This is a genomic window from Candidatus Uabimicrobium amorphum (assembly GCF_009002475.1).
Taxonomy (GTDB): domain Bacteria; phylum Planctomycetota; class Uabimicrobiia; order Uabimicrobiales; family Uabimicrobiaceae; genus Uabimicrobium; species Uabimicrobium amorphum.
Genome location: NZ_AP019860.1, coordinates 5,235,459 through 5,258,614, shown reverse-complemented (window position 1 = coordinate 5,258,614; position 23,156 = coordinate 5,235,459). Strand labels below are relative to the sequence as shown.

At 41.1% G+C, this 23,156-nt stretch carries 16 protein-coding genes; 8 read left to right on the top strand and 8 right to left on the bottom strand.

Translation table 11 applies throughout. The features are described from left to right. Positions 1 to 69 precede the first annotated feature (69 nt). Both UABAM_RS19060 and UABAM_RS19055 read left to right on the top strand, forming a co-directional pair. Complete coding sequence (locus UABAM_RS19060) at positions 70 to 1,464, top strand: MATE family efflux transporter (RefSeq protein ID WP_151969594.1); 1,395 nt, start codon at positions 70 to 72, stop codon at positions 1,462 to 1,464. A 25-nt stretch (positions 1,465 to 1,489) separates the two neighbouring features. Continuing rightward, entirely contained in the window at positions 1,490 to 4,114 is a 2,625-nt protein-coding gene (locus UABAM_RS19055; protein WP_151969593.1) for a COG1470 family protein, read from the top strand. Between the two features lie 29 nt (positions 4,115 to 4,143). Here UABAM_RS19055 and UABAM_RS19050 read toward each other — a convergent pair whose 3' ends face one another. The 4 genes from UABAM_RS19050 to UABAM_RS19035 form a co-directional block, all read right to left on the bottom strand. Next, complete coding sequence (locus UABAM_RS19050; RefSeq protein ID WP_151969592.1) at positions 4,144 to 5,433, bottom strand: outer membrane protein assembly factor BamB family protein; 1,290 nt, start codon at positions 5,431 to 5,433, stop codon at positions 4,144 to 4,146. 47 nt (positions 5,434 to 5,480) lie between these two features. After that, the gene (locus UABAM_RS19045; protein ID WP_151969591.1) at positions 5,481 to 6,557 is read right to left on the bottom strand and encodes a serine/threonine-protein kinase; all 1,077 of its coding nucleotides are present in this window, start codon (positions 6,555 to 6,557) and stop codon (positions 5,481 to 5,483) included. Between the two features lie 66 nt (positions 6,558 to 6,623). Further along, positions 6,624 to 6,944, bottom strand: coding sequence for a M14 family zinc carboxypeptidase (locus UABAM_RS19040; RefSeq protein WP_151969590.1), 321 nt, complete (start codon positions 6,942 to 6,944; stop codon positions 6,624 to 6,626). A 7-nt stretch (positions 6,945 to 6,951) separates the two neighbouring features. Then, a complete protein-coding gene (locus UABAM_RS19035; RefSeq protein WP_173013421.1) occupies positions 6,952 to 9,348 on the bottom strand; it encodes a zinc-dependent metalloprotease in 2,397 nt (798 codons plus the stop codon). Positions 9,349 to 9,516: 168 nt separating this feature from the next. On the opposite strand from UABAM_RS19035, the gene UABAM_RS19030 reads away from it, so the two are divergent. The 6 genes from UABAM_RS19030 to UABAM_RS19005 are packed head-to-tail and all read left to right on the top strand — an operon-like array spanning position 9,517 to position 17,743. After that, a complete protein-coding gene (locus tag UABAM_RS19030; RefSeq protein ID WP_151969588.1) occupies positions 9,517 to 13,461 on the top strand; it encodes a DEAD/DEAH box helicase in 3,945 nt (1,314 codons plus the stop codon). 23 nt (positions 13,462 to 13,484) lie between these two features. Next, a complete protein-coding gene (locus UABAM_RS19025; RefSeq protein WP_151969587.1) occupies positions 13,485 to 14,108 on the top strand; it encodes a CheR family methyltransferase in 624 nt (207 codons plus the stop codon). 9 nt (positions 14,109 to 14,117) lie between these two features. Next, on the top strand, positions 14,118 to 15,047 hold the full coding sequence (locus UABAM_RS19020) for an ABC transporter ATP-binding protein (protein ID WP_151969586.1): 930 nt from the start codon (positions 14,118 to 14,120) through the stop codon (positions 15,045 to 15,047). Beyond that, complete coding sequence (locus UABAM_RS19015; protein ID WP_173013420.1) at positions 15,037 to 15,873, top strand: ABC transporter permease; 837 nt, start codon at positions 15,037 to 15,039, stop codon at positions 15,871 to 15,873. Before UABAM_RS19020 ends, UABAM_RS19015 begins: the two co-directional genes overlap by 11 nt. After that, a complete protein-coding gene (locus UABAM_RS19010; RefSeq protein WP_151969584.1) occupies positions 15,870 to 16,676 on the top strand; it encodes an endonuclease/exonuclease/phosphatase family protein in 807 nt (268 codons plus the stop codon). Before UABAM_RS19015 ends, UABAM_RS19010 begins: the two co-directional genes overlap by 4 nt. 11 nt (positions 16,677 to 16,687) lie before the next feature. Next, positions 16,688 to 17,743, top strand: coding sequence for a hypothetical protein (locus tag UABAM_RS19005; protein WP_151969583.1), 1,056 nt, complete (start codon positions 16,688 to 16,690; stop codon positions 17,741 to 17,743). A gap of 237 nt (positions 17,744 to 17,980) precedes the next feature. Here the strand turns inward: UABAM_RS19005 and UABAM_RS19000 are convergent, their stop codons facing one another. The 4 genes from UABAM_RS19000 to UABAM_RS18985 form a co-directional block, all read right to left on the bottom strand. Beyond that, on the bottom strand, positions 17,981 to 19,309 hold the full coding sequence (locus UABAM_RS19000; protein WP_151969582.1) for a cytochrome P450: 1,329 nt from the start codon (positions 19,307 to 19,309) through the stop codon (positions 17,981 to 17,983). A gap of 75 nt (positions 19,310 to 19,384) precedes the next feature. Next, positions 19,385 to 20,518 (bottom strand): hypothetical protein, encoded by a 1,134-nt coding sequence (locus UABAM_RS18995; RefSeq protein ID WP_151969581.1) that lies wholly within the window; start codon positions 20,516 to 20,518, stop codon positions 19,385 to 19,387. Next, positions 20,515 to 21,726: an alkaline phosphatase family protein gene (locus UABAM_RS18990; protein WP_151969580.1), complete on the bottom strand. Its 1,212-nt coding sequence runs from the start codon at positions 21,724 to 21,726 to the stop codon at positions 20,515 to 20,517. Before UABAM_RS18990 ends, UABAM_RS18995 begins: the two co-directional genes overlap by 4 nt. Positions 21,727 to 21,935: 209 nt before the next feature. Further along, positions 21,936 to 23,108 (bottom strand): tetratricopeptide repeat protein, encoded by a 1,173-nt coding sequence (locus tag UABAM_RS18985; protein ID WP_151969579.1) that lies wholly within the window; start codon positions 23,106 to 23,108, stop codon positions 21,936 to 21,938. Between the last annotated feature and the right edge of the window lie 48 nt (positions 23,109 to 23,156).

The window sequence follows — 23,156 nt, the reverse complement described above, 5'->3', positions numbered from 1 at the left end:
AAGTTGTCATCTCCACTTTTGTGGAGATGACGAGCCCTCATTCCCTACACCCTCAAAAAAGTATCTTTTATGAACACACAAAAAATACGGGAAGAAATACGCAAACTCATTCCGATTGTTACTCCTCTTGCTTTAGCACAAATTACTCAAGCCTCCATCAGCGTAGTTGACGCGATTATGGCAGGAAATGTTAGTGCCTTAGACTTAGCAGCTGTTTCCGTTGGTGGTAGTATGTGGTTTATTACGACTCTTTTTATCACCGGAGTTTTAATGTCGGTTACCCCCAGCATTGCTCATTTGCGTGGAGCAAACAATTCCAAAGATATACCACTTGTGGTTCAACAAGGCTTATACTTGGCGATTTTTCTGGGTATTTTTGGCGTTGTTGTACTACAAAATGCCGAACCATTATTACAGTGGGTTAAGGTGGATCCCGTTATTATTCCTCTTGCCGTAAAATATTTGTACGCAATCTCATGGGGGGCACCTCTACTTGCCATTTTTTTTGTTATGCGTAGTTACTGTGAAGGACTCGGCTATACGCGTCCGGTCTTTGTGGCTTCTAGTATAACTCTCGTTGTCAACATTATTGCAAACTACGTCTTGATATATGGAAAGTGGGGATTTCCGCGTTTAGGAGGCGTTGGGTGTGGCTGGGCTTCTACCATCGCAATATTCATCACCGTGATTTTTATGTATCATTACATACACAAGGATGAACATCTCGCCTCTTTTTCGCTATTTGCCAAGTTATACTTACCCAATTTTGCAGAGTTGACGAAGCTTGTGCGTTTGGGTTTTCCTATTGGTGCGGCAATACTCGCCGAAGCGAGTTCTTTTTCCATCGTCGCGATCTTTGTGGCTTCTATTGGCCCGAAAGAGGTAGCCGCACACCAAATATCCATGAACGTCGCGTCCATATTGTTCATGCTACCACTTAGCGTAGGATTAGGAGCTACAATTCGCATTGGACACAATCTAGGAGAAGGTAGTTTCGAAAAAGCGAAAACCACTTGTTTTGCAGGAGTATTGTTAGCGTTTTGTATTGCGTTGGTGAACGCCTGTATTATTTATTTTTTGGCATTTGTCATCGCCAATATGTATACAAATGATCCATTGGTCATCAAATACGCTGTAGATCTCATGTTTTACGCTGCATTATTTCAAGTTTCCGATGCGATTCAGGTGAGTGTCGCATGCTCGTTACGCGGATACAAAGATACGCGAATTCCCATGGTTATGACTTTTTTTTCCTATTGGGGCGTTGCCATCCCCTTAGGTTATTTTCTAGGTTTGTCGATGGAAAATCCTTTAGGAGCAAATGGTTTTTGGATTGGACTTGTGAGTGGATTAAGTGTCGCAGCCATACTTCTCAGTATGCGCTTATACTTTGTGATGCAAAATATTCGTAGACAAAATGATGCGAATTTGGTACAAGCGCATAATACAATTGATAATGACTAAGAACTGTGAAATGTGGGAGTGCGTTATGAAAAAGAAAATTTTACCCATAGTTATGTCGCTAATTTTTTTGGGGCTCGCTGTGGTTGTCGTAAAATATGTGGTGTTAAAAAAGTCTGCTACCGCTAAATGGCACAAAAAAATCACCTCATCGAAGGCAAAAAACAACGCATTTCTCAATCAATATTTGGCGCAGTCTTTTGTCAAACAGCAAGACATACCACAAGAGTTTATAGAGTGTTTTTCTTCTATCTCCCTGGATGTTCGCCAAAATGCCATTATCGTCTTACGAAATTTAGGTAAAGATTTCAACGACCAAAGCACCATAGATGAAATACTATACATTACCTTGGAAGATAGCAGTCAACAAGTACGCCGCGAAACCGCGCTTGCTCTTATGAACAGAGAGAACTTACGTATTGACAAAATAAAGCGCGCATACAATTTGGAAAAAGATCCAGAAATACAGTGTTATCTGGGTGGAATGATTGCACTCTCTTTTGAGACAAACGATATTCACGTTTTAAATGAACATTTGCAAAACAGTAAACCTGAATACATGCGTGTCGTACTCAATAGTTATATAACATACCACCAAAAACGATGGGATTCCATCAGTAGCGATATGTTGGCTGCCTTCGTGGCCGAAGTAGCCCCGACCTTAGAGACTTCGAGTTTAAAGGAAGAAATAGGTCAATTTTTACAAAAAATAACCAAGGTCAACTTACCTGCAGATAAGTACGCATGGTTTTCCTGGGTAACATCGGTACATGAACATGACATCGCCAACTTAGGACAAGAGCAATTACGCGATTTATTTTTTAGCTCGGAAGTGAAAAACGCCAAAAAGTTTCCCATCGCTCAAAAACTAAAAATATATCCCAAAAATATACCTCTTTTTTTAGGAAAAGTACTGCAAAATAATGGACAACTCCACTACATTTTTTCTCAAATCAAAGAGCGCTACTATCACCATTTCGTCACGTTTATTCATCTTCACCATACCAACTCGCGCTACTTGGTAGATTTTCTTTTGGCAAAAAATACAACTTTTAGTAATGACTTCCTCATGGAAAATATGGATTCTCTAGCAGAAGAAGAGCGCAATGTACTACTGAAACAAATACAGGAAAATCCCGATAAATCGAGTTATGAAGTCACCATTTTTGGCGACGGCAAACAAATACAAATTCTCAAAAGTACCAACAATTTATCGAATACAGAGGTGGTAAAGCCTGCGCCCCAAGTTGAAGTAACCCCCAACAAACAAAACGACATTGTACGCAACAAACAAAACGACATTGTACGCAACAAACAAAACGACAAAACAGCAAAAAAGACTGTTGTCGCGACACAACTTCCACCACAACAACTCGTGACATTGACCTCGCAAACCCAAAAAGGAACAGTTAAAGTTCCCATGGTTTATCACTTAAAAGCTCATGCATCTACCGATGTTGCCCAAGTCAAAATTACAGTAGTCATTCCCAAAACAGTGACATATCTGCGTAGCGAACCATTCCCAGAAGTCAACGGACAAAGTTTAACATGGCGATACGATGTTATTCCTCAAGGAGAAAATAAAAATATTCGCGTATGGCTCATGCCAACCGCCGGCGGAAAACAATCGTTTTTTTCTTTTGTCAAAGCCACTCCAGCAAATCGTAGTAGCGTCATCATTGGCGAGCCCCAGCTACAAGCAACCATCAGTGGCCCAAAACATCAAAATATTGCCTCACCTTTTAGCTATCAACTACGTGTAAAAAACACCGGAAACGGTGAAGCACATGAAGTGGTTGCCTCTTTCGCATTGCCTGATGGCTTTTCACACGAAAGTGCAGAACAAAATTTAGTTTTTCCCATAGGTGTTATCAAAGCCGGTGAAGAAAAAATAATTAATACCAAAGTTATCGCCACAATGCCTGGCGAACAATGTTGCGAAATCAACATAAATAGCGCAAACCACCCACTAGTGACCAAAAAGTTTTGCTGCAAAATTGCTAAAAAAGATTTCCGTATTGCCATAGAAAATGAGTCACGCTGTTCTATTGAAGGGCAAGCTCTCATCAACGTAACCGTCTCCAACACAGGAAACAAAGATTTAGAAGACATAAAACTCCACGCGAATTTTTTACCACAGAACAAAATCATCTCGCATGATATTTCCCAAGCGACAGTAAAAGAAAACTCTATTGTCGGAGTACAAGACATTATTCCGGTGGGAGAACAAGCGACGTTTAGCATTCTCATTGCCTCCTCAAAAATTGGCGAACAATGTTTTAGCGTAGAAGCAGTGCACCAACAAAAGAAGCATCAAGCCAAAGGTTGTATTACTTGGCAACAAGCACCGAAACTAAAGATCATTCACCGTGGTCCACAACAGGTAACACGGAACGAGAAATTTACTTGTGAAATTATCGTTCAAAATATCGGAGAGGTAGACGCAAAAGATATCGTTGTGGCCATCATTGCCCCACAACTACAATGTGATCAAATGTTATTTACGATAGATAATCTAAAAGTAAAAGACGAGAAACGTTTTGAGATTGATACAAAAGCCTTGCAAATAGGCGATGTAAAAAGCGTTGCTCATGTGGAATGCAAAGGTATGAATGCCAATGAAGATTGTGTAGTATTTTTTGTCGTCGAGTAGCCATTGAGTAGAGATCACCGCAGTGATCTCTACTTTAAAACATAAAGGTTACCATCGGTACTCGCACAAAATAAAGTCCCGTCTTTTATCACTGGTTCACAAAGATTTCCCTCCGTTTGTAATTTCCACAACAATTTTGGTTCTTTGTCTCCTTGCTTTTTCAATGCGTATATACATTTCAATGCCGCCACATAAATGTTATTATCAGTAATGATCGGCGAAGTCATTACATATTCGCGTTTTTTTGACAAAGACTCTTTTACCAATCGATACGTCCACAACGGAGCGTCCTTGTTATTTAGATCAAATGCTTGTAATAAACCATGTGTGGAAACACTCATGTACTGTATTGAATCATCTATCGCCAAACGCGCATTCAATCTTATACGCTTACCTCTAAGTAAAAACCATTCCCTCACAGGATACAGTTTCGCCAACTCTCTCTCATTAAGATGTAACTTCTTTCTCTTTACCGACTGAAGTGTCGTATCAATAACAAAAACGCTGCCTTCAAAACTCGCAATGTATATTTTATCGCCCTGTAATGCCGGCGAAGACCACCAGATTTTAGGTAGTGAAAAACTCTCTACCTCTTTTCCCGATAGCATATCTAAACCGTGTAGAGTTGTTTGACTATCTCCTTCGCCAAAATATACAATATTGCGTTTTACACATACCGTCGCCAAGGTTTTTATTTTCGAGTACTTTTTCAACCACAAAAGTTTACAACTATCAATATCCAGTGCATGAAAATATTTATCACAAGAAAAAAAGACAATGCCATTTACCGCAACAGGAAAACGAACAATGTAAGGAGGACCGTCAACAGGCTCTCCTTTCACAGTATAAACCCATTTAGTCTTACCGCTTTGAGCATCTAAACAGTGCAGTGAATTATCAACACTAACAAAGAGAAGACCTTCGTACCAAGTCACAGTGTAATTGTAGTCATTTTTGCGCAGCAAGGGAACTTCCCAAATTACTTTACCTTGTTCAAATTGAACAGCACGAAACGATGTCTTATTCCCATAGTAAACAACGTCATCCACTACAGTGGGCGTACAACGGTATACTCCTTTATATTTTGTTATACTCAAAGGTTTAGAATCAACATCTTTGCTATCATACTTTCCGCTGCGTCTAAAGTCACCGCGAAAAATTTCATATCTTTTTTGCGGCTGTTTGTGGTGAATCCGCCATTTTTTCTCTTGTATCTCGTCACAACAATCGAGTATTTTAACCGAAAATTCATTTACACCAAAATCCACAGTTGACTTTAGCGATAAAATATTGTCCTGTAAATCCGCACGACTACCCATAGGAAATTTGTTACCTACAGGTAAAAATAAATCATCGTTTTCGACCCTTAACTCCAATTGAAAAGAACCATGAGCACTAGGAGATTTTTTTGTATAAATATTTTTTTTATGTCATTTGTGACTCTGCAAGAAAAACTTATGCTATAGTGATTAGGTGAATAATTCTCATAAGGAGAAGATATCACTTGTAAGATAGTTGGAGATTTTAAAAAGAAAATCGTGGCAACTGCCACAACGCAAAGAGTAATAGCGAAACCAACGTTTTTTAGTATCTTCGCTATATGTGATCTCTTGGCGTTAATAGGTTTGCCTTGTTGGAAAAGCACTAAATCATTCACAAGTTCTTTTGTACTCTGATAACGATTTTTCTTTTTCTTTTCTAAGCATTTCAAACAAATAAACTCTAAGTCTCGTGGAACACGTTGCTTAATTTTACTCGGTTTTTCTGGACTCTCATTGAGTATTTGAAATAGAATATTTAACGAACTTCCCGTAAAAAGTTTCTTTTCCGTAAGAAGTTCATAAAGAATTGCTCCCAAAGCATAAATATCACTACGGTGGTCCACTTCATCAATATTTCCCTGCGCTTGTTCTGGCGGCATGTAATGTACACTTCCGATGATCGACCCAGTTTTCGACAACTGACTTTTGGAATCGGCTACTTTTGCTAAACCAAAGTCCATGATTTTTGGTTCACCACTACTATCGATCATTATATTTGCCAGTTTTAGATCGCGATGTACAATTCCCAGTTCATGAATGTAAGCAATGGCTTTAATGACCTTGATCATGAGGTTCGTAATTGCTCTCACCGTCATTTTATTGCTTTTGACAAACTCCGACAACGCGACGCCGTCGATAAGTTCCATTACGATACATGGACTTTTGGGATCGTCTATTCTATCGTAAACATTTACGACATTGGGGTGGTTCATCGTTGCCATCAATCGCGTTTCACGCTGCAATCTTTTGACGTCTTTTTTACTGATAGTTCCCAGCAAAAACTTTAAAGCCACTTCACGTTGTAATTTTTTATCGTAGGCGTGATATACCGCCCCCATTCCTCCTTCACCAAGTTTTTTAATTATCTGATAACGTCCGTTGTATATAGATGTATTTTGCATAATAGATCCCTGGTTCGCTGGCAATTGTGATGAATATTCTGCTAATTTTTTTCAAAAACAGGCTTGTTACGCTTTACGTCCCCACATATTTGCCATAAGTAAACAACTCCATTTTCCACAAACGTAAAGTCCAGGCCGATGACTAAGCTCATGACCGTGAATAGACGATCCCAGATACAGAGATGGCACATTATCTTCTTCGGCGGCACTGATACGCAATACGGTTAAGTCGCGCTTTTCCACAGATTTACCAATCGAAACGCGACGAACGAGTTTGGGGTATTTTTTCTGTAAATATTCGATCGTTGCCACCACATATTGGTATTCCTCTTCCGAGGTGTACGTGAAACCTAGGAGAACAACAATAATCAGTATGTATTTATTCATTTTTTCATCACTTAAAATGTAAACTTTCGCAACAACCAATCGGAGAACCCGGAGGCATTTTTAATTCCGTCGTGGCTTTTACGGTCATAGATTTCATACGTTGTATACTGTAGTACACTACTGACAGAGGTATGTTGAGATTTTCCACCTCATCCTCAAGAAAAATAGACAATTCTTTTAACTTATATCCAGCAATTGCCTGTACTTGAGGATGTACATTGTCATTTTTTGCTAGGCGAATGAGAGCCGTCAAGGTCGTATCGTTGATTATTTCATGAATACGCGCTTCATAACGGTCTTTTGGCAAGGGTCTATACCATGTTTTCAGCAAAATGCTATCGATCACCATCTCCAAAGATGGTAGCGACGGGTTGCGCGCGTGAAACTCCACCAAGCGCGATGCGCGCTGTGGATTCAATAATAAACTTAAAGTAAAATTAGCGGCGACTTGTGCCGCAGAAAGTGGATCAAACGTAACGCCTGTACGTCGCGGTAACAACTCTCTTGTTTGTGGTAATTCTTCCGGACGTGGAGGAATCAGTTTTACAATTTTTTCCGAAATCGCTAAGTGATCGACATGCAGTGTTTTTAGTAGCATATCCAATGCGCGTTTCTGTTGAAAGCTGCTAATAAACTTTGTCACCAACTGCCCATCACCGCGCGCGGCATAGGTATAATTCAAACCTCCGATCAGTTTGGCCGCTGCTTCGGTTTGATAACGATGAAAGAAATAAATCGGTACCAACACGTCGTGCAATTTTGCCCAAGGTGTTCCTGGAGGAATGCTATTTTCCCCAAATCTTTTGAGCGCCAGACGACGAACTTCCAGCACATGTTCCAATTCATTGACCGCTGACCTACCATTGTCCCATAAATGCGCATATGGGTGAGCACTTCCTGCGGGGCGTGCATCACTGTCAGAGATAAACGAAAACTCTTGCGCTTGCTTCAGAATCTTTTGCAACGCGCGTTGTTCGTCTTTGACGAAAGTTTGGTAACCAAATTGAATGGCGACCTTGTCCCATTCACCTATACCAACAGCATAGGCGTCGCTTAAATCGAAACTGCTGTCCTCGTTGATTTTGACCTTGGGGTGTGGATAGTCCATTACCGAAGCACGCTCGTTGACACTTGCCGCAAAGTTGTGGCGCAAACCTAAAGTATGTCCCACTTCATGAGCAGCAAGTTGTCGTAATCTTGCCAATGCAAGTTTCAACATCGGATTGTCTTTTTCAACTTTACCTACATAAGGCGAAAGTAGCCCTTCGCTAATTAAATAATCCTGTCGTATCCGCAACGAACCGAGAACAACATGAGCTTTAATAATTTCACCGGTACGCGGATCAACAACTGCTGGCCCGTATGACCAGCCACGCGTAGAACGATGAATCCACTGAATAACATTGTAACGAATGTCTTGAGGATCGACATTTTTCGGCAGAATCTTTACTTGAAAAGCGTCTTTATAACCTGCCGCGGTAAACGCTTCATTCCACCAACTTGCTCCCTCGATAATCGCCGATTTAATGGGTTCGGGGATACCATTATCTACATAGTAGGTGATGGCTTTCACTGGCTCGCTTATTTTCTTTTGTGGAAACTTCTTTTGCAAGCGATGTCGACGGATAAGTCGCGTACTCATATCCTGGTGTGGTTTGGCGCTATAATTGGCAAAATTCACGGTAAAAAAACCTCCGCGTGGATCGCTATGGCGAACGCGATACTTATTGTCAGGCAACTGCACAAAAGAGTGATGTTGCCTTACTGTAATCGCAGTAGGCGTAGGAGTTACAGAGCGTACCCAGTTGCCCGGTGCTTTGCCCGCAAACGTCAACAACGCCTCTATTTCGGTATTTTGCGGAAAACTCTTACACCGCGGAACATATAACGCACTGCGATTTTTGTCCAACATATATTTACCTTGATTCGAACGCTGTAATGCTTCGATAACATTGTGAACATCGCGAAGAAAAAACTGGCTTGCGTTCACCAAAACCCGCGAATCTTCACGTGCAACAATATGAAAACCTGCAAGTACTGATTTAGCAAACGCTTCCTCTACGGAACGGCGCTCTTGAATGTTTTCGGTAATAGCGCGATATTTCAAATTGGGTTCGATGAGCAACACTTTCCCACCTACTTTGGAAAAGTATACCACGCGATTATCCCCTAGTTGTCCACGATCCAAACCAATGTCATTGGAACCAACTCCGGTGGTTAAATAATTCACATACAGAAATTGTTGTTGAAAATTCTCAATTTCCAAAAACAATTGCCCGCGGTCTTCCTCCCAATAAAAAGTAAAAAACCCCTGGTGTTTTTTCATATTTTTTGTGTAGGAGGTAATCGTTTGCGCAACGAGACTACACATACATACCAGCAGCACGCACAATAAATTTTTCATCTGTTTTCCCCAAAGTATAAAATAGAATAGCGCCATATACCATAGTATAGACAATTAGTACACGGTAAAAATTCATAAAATAGTTGTCAAGAAAATTACCGTTATTTTGTACGTTGGCGTGTTATAATTTGAGCGACAACACTTTGTAAAATCTATGGGAGAAAAGCTTTGAAGTACGAGCAGTTATCGGCAACTGAAAAATTTATTCTGCAAATCGCCACTTTATGTGGTGGCGAACCGTACGAAATAGAAAATATCGTACACAGATTTGGTAACTTTAACGGAGAAACACTTACCTCGCGGGAAATTTCAGAAATTGTACACAATCGTCTGCGCTACTTTTACCGCAGTTATCAATTTAACCGCGTCGATTACTGGAGTGATGTGATCAATGATTTATTGCAGCAACCATATTTTGAGCATCTTTTACAAGTCACTTACGAACAAATAAATGAAAATTTTACGCGTTTTTCCCTGGGGGGACCCGAGCTTTTGGAAATTGCTATTCTCAAAAAAGATGAAAATCTCTACATCTCCACGGCGCAAAAAATACAACAAAGCATGCCAAATTTTCTAACCCAAAGTCAAATAACGCTTACATCTTGTCGCAACTTACCCATGGCATGGCAGCAAAAACTCCCCACAAAAATATTATGCTATTATCTTCACGATGTTCTATCGAAGTATATTGTAGAATTGAAAGCACTTCCCGATGATCTACAACAAATGGTGCAACAAAACTTGTATTCTTGCTCAGAAAGTCATGTGGTGCGTAAACAATGGGCAAATATGTGTTTCTTACAAGGAAAAATCTCACAAGCCTTAGAAATTTCACAATGTGATTTCGCAGATGGTTTGCCGTACGCTTCCATGCTACGTGGTATGGATCGATTCTTACGCAAGGACGCAGATGCGGCGTGGAAAATATTCGATAAAGGTATCAAGCAATACCACCGTATCAGTAAAAAGGATTGTTTTGAAGATTTCTATGCGTTTTTTGCGTTGTTGTGTTTATTGTTTAGCAACGAAAAAAATCGCCAAGGTCGTTTGCAAAAACTCTCGCAACAAGCCGAGGTCTGGGACACAGAATACACAAGCTTTTTTGTTATTTTATCGGCAATAGAAGATGCTATGGACAACGATTTTAGCAATGCCCAACGTCTCTGCGAAGAGTTTGTACAGCCGCAACAACAACCTATATTGCGTTTCTTTGCGATGATTGTCACTCAGTGGATCAAAAAATCTGCCCCCGTAGAGTGCCATCATATGCAAATCATTGCCTTTCACGAATATGCCATGCAAAATAGCTATACATGGGTGGCCGCCAACCTTTTCTTCGTTTTATATGGCGATGCCCGAGAGCAAATCTACGGTGATTGTGGTCAATATCTACTCGTCGATGCTGTACAGCTCGAAGAAAGATGGAAACGTTCTTTACAAATGATCACCGAATACTTGCAGGGCGAAACGCAAAAAGATACCAGGATTGCATGGTTTATAGAAATAAAAAAAAATCGCAATTGGCGTATAGAGGCACGAGAACAAACGTTACGCGCCAATGGTACATGGAACAAGGGGCGCAAGGCAAAATTCACATCGACTTCGGATGTGCCCACACAACAAGATCGAGAAATTTACGAAGAAGAACGCCGTGCAAGCTACGCATATTCGCGAAGCGCGCAATGGAAACCCGTGGTGGCAAAAATGGTCGGCCACCCTTACGTATTTTGGGGGAAAGAGCCGCACACCCAAGTAGAGGTTGTCGCCGAAACGCCACATATTGTTCTGGAGAAAACGTCGACGAACTACAAATTTCTATTTCCGTATAATTTAGCGCAAGACAATATCATATGCCTGTGTGAAGAAAACAAAATACGCGTAATCACACTCAGTGAACGTCAGGGTGAAATACTGCGTATGATGGGACAACAACTCATTTTACCAAATACCGCGAAGGAACAAATACAAAACGTCACCAAACTCATTGCCAAAGAAATGGATATTCTCTCACCAAACACTGACATGGGAAATATCGAATTTGTCGAAGTTCCTACAAAAGTTTATGCGCGATTCGATAAAATACTGAATAAAGATTTTCGCGCCGACTTAATCGTTAAACCATTTGGCGAGGAACAAGTATTTCCTCCTGGTGAAGGCACACAGACATTTTTTGACGCCGCAACGAAAAGGTATCTATCGCGCAACGTCAAAAGTGAAAAGCATGACGCACAAAAAATTGTAGAAAGTGTCTCTTTACCTGCCGACAATTATTCGTGGGAGCTAGACACCGCGGAGTGTTTACAATTACTACTCAAATGGAAAGATACAATCCCCATCGAATGGATCCATGGTAAAAAACCGAACATCAGCAGCTTGGGAAGTGTAAGTTTAAAAGTCGTGCAGAAAAAAGATTGGTTTGAATTGGACAGTCAAATTCACATTGATGACAAGCGCGTATGGGATATCAAAAAGTTCCTAAAATTTCTCGACAATAACAACTACATCCAACTTAGTGACGACCACTTTGCCATCGTCACTAACGAACTCCGTCAAAAATTAGAAGAACTATCGTTGTGTATGGATAAAAAGCGTATACACAAAGCTCTAGCACCTCATGTGGGCAACATACTCTCCGGTTTTGATGAAGTGGAATATAACATTGAATGGCAAAAACACGTGCAAAAAATCAACAAAATACGTAGCCAACAAGTAAATATCCCCCAAGATTTCAATGCCACACTACGCCCCTACCAAAAACAAGGATTTATCTGGCTTTCGCAACTCTTAGAATGGGGCGTTGGAGCGTGTCTTGCCGATGACATGGGTCTTGGAAAAACCATCCAAACCTTAGCTTTGCTTTTGAAAAATAAAAACAAAGGAGCTTCTCTGGTTGTGGCACCGACATCGGTGTGCATAAATTGGGCCATCGAATGCAATAAGTTTACCCCCTCCTTAACCCCTTACGTCTTTAATAGCCAATCGCCAAATGCTTTACTTAAACGTCTAAAAAACGGAGATTTACTCATCACCAGTTACGGTATTTTGCAAAATCGCGCAGATGTGTTTAGCAAAAAGAAGTGGAATATTGTTATTTTAGACGAGGCGCAATCGATAAAGAATATCTATGCAAAAAGAACTCAGGCGGCACTGAAACTACAAAGTAAATTCCGTATGATTACCACAGGAACACCAGTAGAAAACAGCTTGCACGAACTATGGACCTTGTTCCACTTCATCAATCCAGGGCTTTTAGGCTCCCTACAGACATTTAAAAATAAATTCATTGTTCCCATAGAACTCCACAAATGTGAAAATGCCACACAACGTTTAAAGAACATGGTTGCGCCCTTCATTTTGCGGAGGACAAAAAACCAAGTACTCAAAGACTTGCCAGAAAAAATCGAAAAAGTAATGTATATTGACATGAGTCACGAGGAAAACAATTTTTACGAAGCCCTGCGCCAAAAATCAATAGAACGGTTCACCAAGAGCAAAAGTCAACGAGAAGAAGGACAAAAACACATTGAGATTTTAGCGGAAATTATGCGTCTGCGCCGCGCGTGCTGTCATCCACAACTAGTGCACCCCAATAGCCAAATCGTTAGCTCCAAATTACAAGTGTTTGGCGAAATCCTCGATGAAATTATGCAAGGCAAGGATAAAGTTTTGGTTTTTAGTCAATTCGTCGATTACTTAAAAATGGCAGAAAAAATCGTAAAAGATAAAAACATTCTCTACCAATATCTCGATGGTAGTACCACACAAAAACAGCGACAAAAACGCATTGATCTTTTTCAAAATGGCGAATCACAAGTCTTTTTAATCAGCCTGAAAGCAGGAGGTGTAGGGCTGAATCTGACCGAGGCGAATTTTGTTATTCACTTAGACCCATGGTGGAATCCCGCGGCAGAAGACCAAGCCACAGACCGCGCACATCGCATCGGACAAAAAAAAGTCGTTACCGTATACCGCTTGGTGACAAACCACACCATTGAACAAAAAATTATTGGTCTTCATGAAAACAAGCGCGACCTCGCTTCAAAAATTCTTGACGGTACTAACAAACCAAGTAAACTAGATGCCAAAATGTTGTTGCAGTTACTGACAGAGTAAATGATAAACAAGGAATTACAAGATTGTCAAAGCCAATACCACCGATCACACTACTGTTTCGCAACACCGCGATGTGGAAATACTTCCGCGATTACATTGCACCTCAATTACGAGCACGCGAATCCATTTATATCTGGCATACCGCGTGTTCAACAGGAGAAGAAGTATACTCAATGGCAACATTGTTATACGAAGAAGACCTATCCCCTAAATCTCAACTATACGCAACTGATGTTGCCCACGAGCGTATTGATACAGCACAAAACAATGTTTTTTCACAAAACATTTGGCAAGAGTCACAGCAAAATTATGTACAAAGTGGCGGAAAGAAAACTCTCGAAGTTTTTTGCCATCAAACGCCTAGCGGTTTTTCTTTCCGCGAAAACTTACGAAAAATGATTGCATTTCGGCATCACGATTTCACCAATGACTCATCGCCGGGAGAATTTCAAGTCATTTTTTGCCGCAATGCCATTTGTTACTATGGATTAACCAAACGTCGTGATATATTTACTCTTCTACACCAAAGTTTACAAAAAAATGGTTACTTGGTATTGGGGAGTAAAGAAAACCTCATAGGTAGTCCTTTTATAGATTGCTACACACAACTAAATGATATGCCCATTTACCAGAAAATTTCTTCTTAGGTGAATCATATGACAAATAACGTTCTCGTCACTGCAAAGAAAATCAACCACATATATGGCAAGCGTCAGGCACTCCACGAAATTGATTTCGATATCTTCTCGGGAGAAATACTGGCTCTTGTGGGAGCAAATGGTGCGGGAAAAAGTACCTTGCTCAAAATTCTTGCGGGGTTTTTACGTCCTACTGCGGGAAAGATGGAGGTTTTTGGTTATGAGCCTTACATAAAACGCGAAAAAGTAATGCGCAAGGTACGCTTTGCCTTTGCGCCACCGCCTCTTTATGATAATCTTACCGCCTGGGAAAACATGGAATTTTTAGTGCGTTTGGGTTTACCCAAAAAAGAATATCCGCAACAACAGGAAATTGAACGTGTTCTCAGTCTCGTCGGCCTCAAAGAGAGAGTTCACGACCGCGTCGCAGGATTCTCTTTTGGTATGCGCCAACGCCTCATCTTAGCACAAGCCTTATTACCAATGCCCGAACTTTTGGTGCTAGATGAACCGACAGATGGACTTGACCCACTCGCCATTCGTGAACTAAGGGTTTTACTATGCAAACTCCGCGACGAACACCAAGTCACGATACTACTTTCCAGTCACTTGTTGTCCGAAATTGAGAAAATTGCCGACCGCGTTCTTTTTATCCACGAAGGTAAGAAGATCTTCTATGGCAATATCAAAGACCTTATCAAAACCAAATCTACACTCCAGGTGAAAATACACGGTGACATCACCATGATTCCGCAAATTTTTCCTCATGCAAAAATCGAAAGTAACCATACTTTTCAATTGCAAGCCAATACAATGGAACTCGAAGAAATGCGCGATACATTACAGCATCACGACATAAAATTATGTGAATTTTACCACCACAAAGTATCTTTGGAAGATGCTTTTCTCGAAGAGTTACAGAATAAAGAGAAACAAAATGATTTATAAATTTGAATACCACAAATTACAGCGTTCGCACCGTCCGTCTTATTCTATACTGTCCATTGTTTTGTATTTATTCTTTATTTTGTTTGGCTTTTATACATATGCACAAACAGAAACGGGTGGACAAGTTACTTTTCGCTACACCTTTGAAAACCGCAGCTATTTCAATGGACTCACCTTCGCCTTATATGCCTTTTATTTTGCGGTAATGATGGTTTTACCTATCTTTGCAGCAACAGAAGGCGGAGCGCAAATTGCCGGAGAAACGAGTAAACGCACACTATACCTCATGCTCGCCCGCCCATTGTCACGTTCACGCATATTCTTCAGTAAATTACTCGTTTCTTTTTTGTACTTGTTTATTCTCGTAGGATTTCTGTTGTCATTTGCTCTTACGATCGGGCTAATTCTTGTTGGTTGGGGAACACTCAATTTATATCCAGGTGTTTTACAAATGACACATGTACACCAAAGTCTGACACAAAACCAAGCTCTCATAGCATTTACGTATGCGTGGATACTCGCCACAATATCTCTTAGCGCTCCTTTGGCGATGAGTTTTTACCTCTCCACATGGATACGAAATCCCCTAAATGCCGTATCGACTTCTATCGCCATTTATCTCATTTTATACGTGATGAGCGAAATTCACTTTTTTGCCAAATTGCGCCCGTATTTTTTTACTTCATATATGGGTTTTTGGCGCGAAGTATTTCGCGAAAACATTTTGTGGGATCGCGTCTTTGAAGATGCGTCGTGCATCCTGATGTTTACCTTTGCGTTTCTTGCCTTAGCGCACCGTCAGTTTCGTTTACGGGAGGAAATATGAAAGCGGAAATCATCTTGTGGCTACTCGCCATCACCATGGGGATTTATTCCTACACCAGTCGCGAAGTCATCAACAAAAATTATCAATTTTCTAAAACACACAAGCAAGACTTACGTATTATTACATGGAATGTAGGAGGGAGTACGGGAAAAACGGGCAACGCTCTACGTTACCGATCTGTACCGCGCGTTGTAAATGCCATGAAAAATTTACAAGCGGACATTGTGGTACTGCAGGAACTAGATAGCATTTACCAAGCGCGCAACATTTCTCACCAATTAAATGGTTGGCGATTTATCATTACCAAGGGAAGCAACCGCCATAGCGCCATTTTTTATAAGGGTGGCTATATCATACGGTCAAAATCTATTGCCGCTGATCCACGACATTTTTTGATATGTGACTATCACTTCAAAACAAATGTCATGTCAATTGTTGCCCTACATGCGAGCGCCTACTCTGCCAAAAAAAGAAATACCGTCATTGGACTATCCGTAGATTTATTACACAGCAAACCCACAAAATATAAAATTTTGGCGGGTGACTTAAATATTGACATCGATTTAGATAAACGCCGCGATTTGTTTTCCGATAGCGAACAACTCGATGTAGAAAGCTACAACTACATCGCCAAATCTCTAAAGGACACCACCATCATGAAAGGAAGTACCGCAGAGCCAGATCGGCGTCTAGATTACATCTTTGCTTCGGGATTTACCATAAAACGCGGTGGACCAATATTAAACGTAAAGACAACAGATATGGATCATCATCCTGTTGTTGTTGATTTAGATTTTAAGTAAAGGACAAAACCATGGTAAAATACATAGTGACTCTTCACAAAACAACTTATGATCATATACAATCGAACTTAGCAAATCTCATCGCCAAACCGGGAGCCTATTTAAAAGAAAAACTACAAGGCAAAGACACACACGCAATCACTGCCAATGAATTTATTGAATTGCTTATGCAAACCAAAATACCACAAATTTTCGCTGAAAGCTCTGTCAGAGGTGATGGCAAGGATTGGACGCTAAGCGAGTTAAAAATACTTGGAGATATTAGCATTTGCATGCCGGTAGAAATTTACGATGACGGAAAGCATGTACGTCCTAAAATATACGACACACCATTTGCAGGTCACTTACTTTTTACTCCCGGAGCACTAGTGCGTTGTGGATACCGCAATACGCCCGCCGACTGGGACGAGGTCGTTGACAAAAACCAAATTGATAGCACCGCGTACGCCAAACTTTATGAACGCAGACTACTTCCCGTACTACAATACGCCAATGACACTGCCAAAAGCAACGGTAAAAAAGCGTTTATCACCATTCCCGGGCTTGGTTGCGGTCAATTTGCCGGAATCTTTCACGGTACATTGGGAGCACAATTAAAACAGGCTTTGGAAAGGATACTACGCGAGCACGGACAACGATTCACAAGCATAAAAGCGGTGTACTACGACCCATATCGCGAGTGCAGCAATGAACGTCATGAAATCAACGGCATCTCATACTTTGTCCGTCCTCTAACCCAAGGAAACGAAAACAAACCGCAATTATGTCCACCAGTTCACTACGAGGAACAAGGCGACGACTTTAGCGATTGCGTGTTATTTAGTACCGTCGCCTGGGACCACGTTTCATGGCCAGGGAATGATTTTTATGTAGGGGCGAGATCAACAGACGATGGTGTAAAAGCCGCAGCGACAAACGCCATAACAGTAATGACCGAAATTCAAGGCGCGTATGATATCCAACAAACACAATACAACCCCCCACAACCATACAGCAACTGGGACGATGTCGTCACACAAAATAAATTGCAAATCACCGTAACGCAAAATCTAGTTGTATTTGAATAAGTATGCGACAGCATAAAATAGCACAAATGGCTGGAAGTAAGACGTGTTATGCCTCTCCCGTGGGAGAGGCATGAGAATTAAGGCTTTTAGCAAAGCTAAAACCTTAAATTCGATGGTGAGGGCACCAATCTGAAAACGAATCTCTTTTCTTAACAAAAACTAAATCCGCGATGGTGAGGGCACCAATCTGAAAACGAATCTCTTTTCTTAGCAAAACCTAAATCAACAATGGTACGATTAATCTTCCCGCCGTTCCCTCACAACCATAGGAATACCACCTTTAGGAAAAAAAGTTACTCCACGGCGTACCGCTGATACTGGTTTATCGCTACACAACTCCAGTTGATAGTTCTGCAATAAATGTGCGATGACTATTTTCATTTCGTATAGCGCGAAGTGCATGCCCAAACAACGCCGTGCACCACCGCCAAAGGGAACAAACTCATATGCATCGTATTTGCGTTCGAGAAAGCGTTGTGGATAGAAAACTTCAGGATTGGGATATACATCGGGATTGCGGTGTGTGAGGTAGATGCTCAAAATGGCGGCAGTCCCTTCCGGCAACTCATGTCCAGCAACAGATACCGGGCGTTGTAACAGGCGGCCTACAGCGGGTACAATCGGATACAAACGCAACGTTTCACGACACACTGCATCTAGAAATGGCAATTTTGCAATATCTTCTATGGAAGTATGACCGCGCAATTCATCACACAATTGTGGCAAAACCTCCGGTGTATGGTGAATCCAATACAAACACCATGTCATCGACGCGGCTGTGGTTTCATGCCCAGCGAGCAGCAATGTCACTAGTTGATCGCGCAATTCCAAATCAGACAACGCATTGCCATCCTCATCGCGAATTGCAAGTAAACGCGATAGGATATCGTTTTGTTGCGAACTCTGTTTGCGCAAATTGATTTCTTCGTAGATCAGTTCGTCTACTAATTTGACGGTACGTAAATATTTTGCCCATGGTGCGAGAAAGCGTTTACGCAACTTGGGGATATATAAAAAAATAGCGTTTTTGCCGTTAAATATAGAGAGATACTCCAATAAAATGCGTTTGTATCTCTCAAAACGTTCGCCTTCGTGCAAATCAAAAACAGCGTGTAAAATAACTTCCATTGAGATGGTCTGCATCACATGCTGCATGGTAACTTCGGTACCTTTTCCCCATTTTCTGGTGTTTTTAACAGAAATGTCGCGAATAATTTCTCCATAATTGCGCATCGCATTTCCTGTAAAAGGTGGTGTCATAAAGCGGCGCATCGCTAAATGTTCATCGTCATCGAGAAGTAGTAACGACTTGCCACCCAATACAGGGCGCAGAGGCTCACTGATCGGTCCAGCAAATACATCCTTGTAGTTGGCGGTGAATAAATCACGGGCCGCCTCGGGTGTGTTGAAAAATACAAATTGTGTTTTAGAATTTATACGCATCGAGAATGGCGCACCGTATTTTTGAATACACTTGCCTAAAAGGCCATAAGAATTTTTGATAAGAGAAACCGCTTGCCACCACCATGGACTAGATGGGCCTGGAAAAAGTTTTTCACGCTTCATATTGCACCTGGACAAAAAGAATATACTTAATAGCCAAATTTACTATTAAGTATAACAGCTCTAAGATTTTTTACCTTAGAAAAATGTCGGTAGCAAATACATAAAGTGATCAAAAAATCCATACGCTCCACGCCAACTAACGAACTGGCTGAGAAGTAATATAATAGGGACAAGAATAAAGGACGCTACTTTGGCAACGCGTAGTAGCCAACGATTGATCGAATACCAATTTTTCTCTTCACCACTATTCGCGATGGCATACACTTTCGCCCACAGTAGCTTTGCCCATAGCACCAATACAAAAAACAAAAACGCCACTCCCGCAACATCCTTTACTTGCAAACGCGGAATTTTCGCGGCATAGGGAAATATAGTGAGAAAAATGGTGAAAAGTAAGACTAAACCGTAGGACAAAGGGGCTTTGCGTATATGCTTTTTGACAAAGGAAATGTCGAAAAAGCTCTTAATATTGCCGTGCATCGCGAAGTGTGCCGTTGACAAAGGTAGATGAATCGCTACCCAACCAAAGCTAAATACACCAAGTACTGTCATCAAAACGCAAAACGACATCTCATAGGTCAGACGTTCAAAGGAGAAAATCCACCCAAAGTACCAACCAATCGCGAGAAAAAAACTAGGGACCACCAACCACAAATACGCTCCCAAAAATGCCTTGGCTCCCAGCATCCACATATTCCCAAGATTTGCCAATTGTGATTTACACGATGTGTAGTACGCGGAAAATAAGTTGCGCATCCAATGCGACTGGGGATTTTGATTGCGCAAATGCTCTATTGCCGCAGAGATTTTGATCAAACAAATTCGCGATGCTCCACTACTGAGTGCTGCGCAGCCAACAATGGTATAGAAAACTGCGGCAACGAATAAAACAATTCCCACTAGAGGAGCAGTTTGCACCACAATAATACTTGGTAAAAATAACAACGCAATCATTGGTACATTACACAGTGCTTTTTGACCAGGTAGTGCTGTCATTATTTTGCCATCGTTATGAATCACATTGCGCATCGCAACAACCATATAACCAAGAGCGAGCATCGAAGTGACGATATTACGGCACAAAAAACCACCGATAGCTAGCACCATGATTAGAGAAAAAATGGACAAAATTTTTTCAACAATATTTGCCAAACTGATGGTTTTTTGCGGCGAAGTTTCGACCGTTAAAGCGGACGCTGCACTACTCATGAAATCACCCCTTCCATTACCTTACCGTGCACATATGGAGTTGCGACTCCCAGGAGTGCTCCCATAGTAGCGGTAGCGTCTATTTGCGGTAGAGACTGGTCAATACGTACCCCGCGAGGAATACCTGGCCCGGCAAAAAACGCAAATATTTCATGGCTACCTGGATCTTCGGTATCGTGGTGCTGATAAGGAATACGTCGCGAACCATGCATGTTGCGTCCATGGTCAGGAACCACGACAAGTGCTGTTTCATCACGCAATTCGTTGTTAGATTGTATCGTCTCCCAAATACGTCGCAATGCGGTATCCATACGTCGTACACCACGACGGTACAATTGTCCTGGTCCCCAGTGTACGTAGTCGGAGTCTTGCAGATGCACCTGCAAATAACGCGGCTTTAGTTCCCGCAGTGCGCGCACCGCCAACTCCGCGACAAGCTCGTCGCCAAGAGGCGGTCTCTCGCCGTGTTCTTTGTCAAGGCGATCGATGAGTTCTGTTGTTTTCGGATCAGAAGGAATTTCCGCGCGGTATAATTGTTGCAATAATTCTTTTTGTTTCTGTAAAAGTTTATTGCGATTACTTCCTGTAGCTTTTTGTAGGTTACGCTCCAAACGTCTAACCATAAGTGCCCATTCAGAAAGCAAAATTGGTGCGTGTGCCAACCCATAATCTTTGTGCTCAGAAAAGCCAAAAAACTCTGTAGACATGTTGTCGGAATTGTTAATCATAATACAATCTGTAGAAGTTGTTTTTAGTCCTTTGTGCACATATTCCGCAAAAGTAGGATATAAAGGTGTGTATTCCACATCAAATGGTTGTCCCTTGTAGTTGTCAAAACGTCCCGTCATGGTATACAATGATCCCTGGGCGTGCCCGGTAATGGATTCGCGATCAATCCATACATTGGAAAAAAGCGTACCTTCCTTCAATAAACCATGATAAAAGAACGGCGACTCCGTTTTAGGACTAATCGTTTCCTGGCGCCGTACTCCGCCACCATAGCGTACAAATACGACGCGTTTACAATAAGAAGTCTGTGGAATGGCAAGTTGTGTTTTCGGTATTTCAAATTTAGGTATTCCGGCAATTTCTTTCTTTTCGAGAACAATAGGGTCCGAGTCCGCCCCAAAAGCCTTGCGTCCCACAACAGGGATCGACAATGCGCACAAACTCAAAGCGGCATTTTTCATAAACTCTCTGCGATTCATACATAACTCCTTTTTGCGTAATTTGGTTAACTTGGCTATAAGTACTACATAGGTTTTTACAAAAAGGTTCTCTTTTTTTATTTTTTCTGGAACAGTCGGAAGCGATATATAAAATTGTCATTTGAACACCAACAACTATATGACACACTTTCATATTTACAATATTATAAATTACATAACTACGACGTTACGAGTTCTTTGTTCGTCGCTTAGTTAAACCAAAACATATAGGTAAAAAAATCACGGCCAAATACTTCCGTTAGGTCTCGCCAGCGTCTTTCATCACTTATGGAACCTTTCTCCACGTAGCGCACTACTCCCGAACCGTGTATCCACATAATCAAATCAAATTTTTGTGGTTGGGTAAATACCTTGCGTACGTTAATGCCATAGTCACGATTTATCCAGAAGGGCACTAATTTTTTTCCTTTGAGAATACTTTCTAGTTCGTTGAGGACCTCTAACCAGCCATCAATCATCTTCTGTTCCACTGGCATAAAACTTTGTTGCTGTGGATTGGGAACCCATTCAAAATGATCTGTATCCTTTTCACGGAGAATGCACTCCCATGACTTTCGCCCTTGGGCAATGAAGGTCTCCAAATGATACAACGATTTCAGCATACGCTGTGGCTCTTTTAGTTGAAAAGAAAAACCATGTATAAAAGCAATCGCGTCAATTAAATCGCGTGAAAAACCGTAATTGGCTTTATAGTGGCCAATCAATTTATGCTCGGAAACGACATCGGCAAAAAACAAGTGCCCGACCGCTTCAAATAATTCGCGATGGTCATACGCGAGAAATGCCTCGCCTGCGGCCATAAAAATATTACAGTATCCACGTAACCAATGCGCGTCGGCAATGTCAAAGTGAATAACAATGGCCGCTTGTTTTTGCATAGCATCTAGTTCATTCTGCGAAATATTTGGCCTTAGATTCATAAAAAAACGGAATAATGCTTGTGACAGATTGATCTCCAGTTGCATTGTTTCATCTTTTATTTTTTGTAGATTCATGTCTGCCAATTGTAGAGTATTTTTCCAATTCTCCACAATGTTGCGAAAATCTTTGTAGGAAATGGGCTGGGGATTTGGATTGGATTTCAGAGGTAGCATAAAATCTTGTTGAAATTCTCTTGCTAGGTAACGGTTACGCAAACCGTAACGATATAAATCATCAGAGAGATTAGAAAAAGCTCTAAAAAACTGTAGCGCAGCCAAACCTAAACGTGCGCGGTCATTTTCAGGATTTTCACTTAAAATATTTTCTAAGTGAACTTCACCTTGTTTATAGTTGCCTTCCGCTAAAAACTTTTGTACATCTTCTTTGGATTTTGCGTGTACCAAACAGATAACAAATATTGCGATCATTATGTTTTTCAATTTTCTATTCCTTAAAAGAAAATTTACAAGGTGCTACGATGGATAACA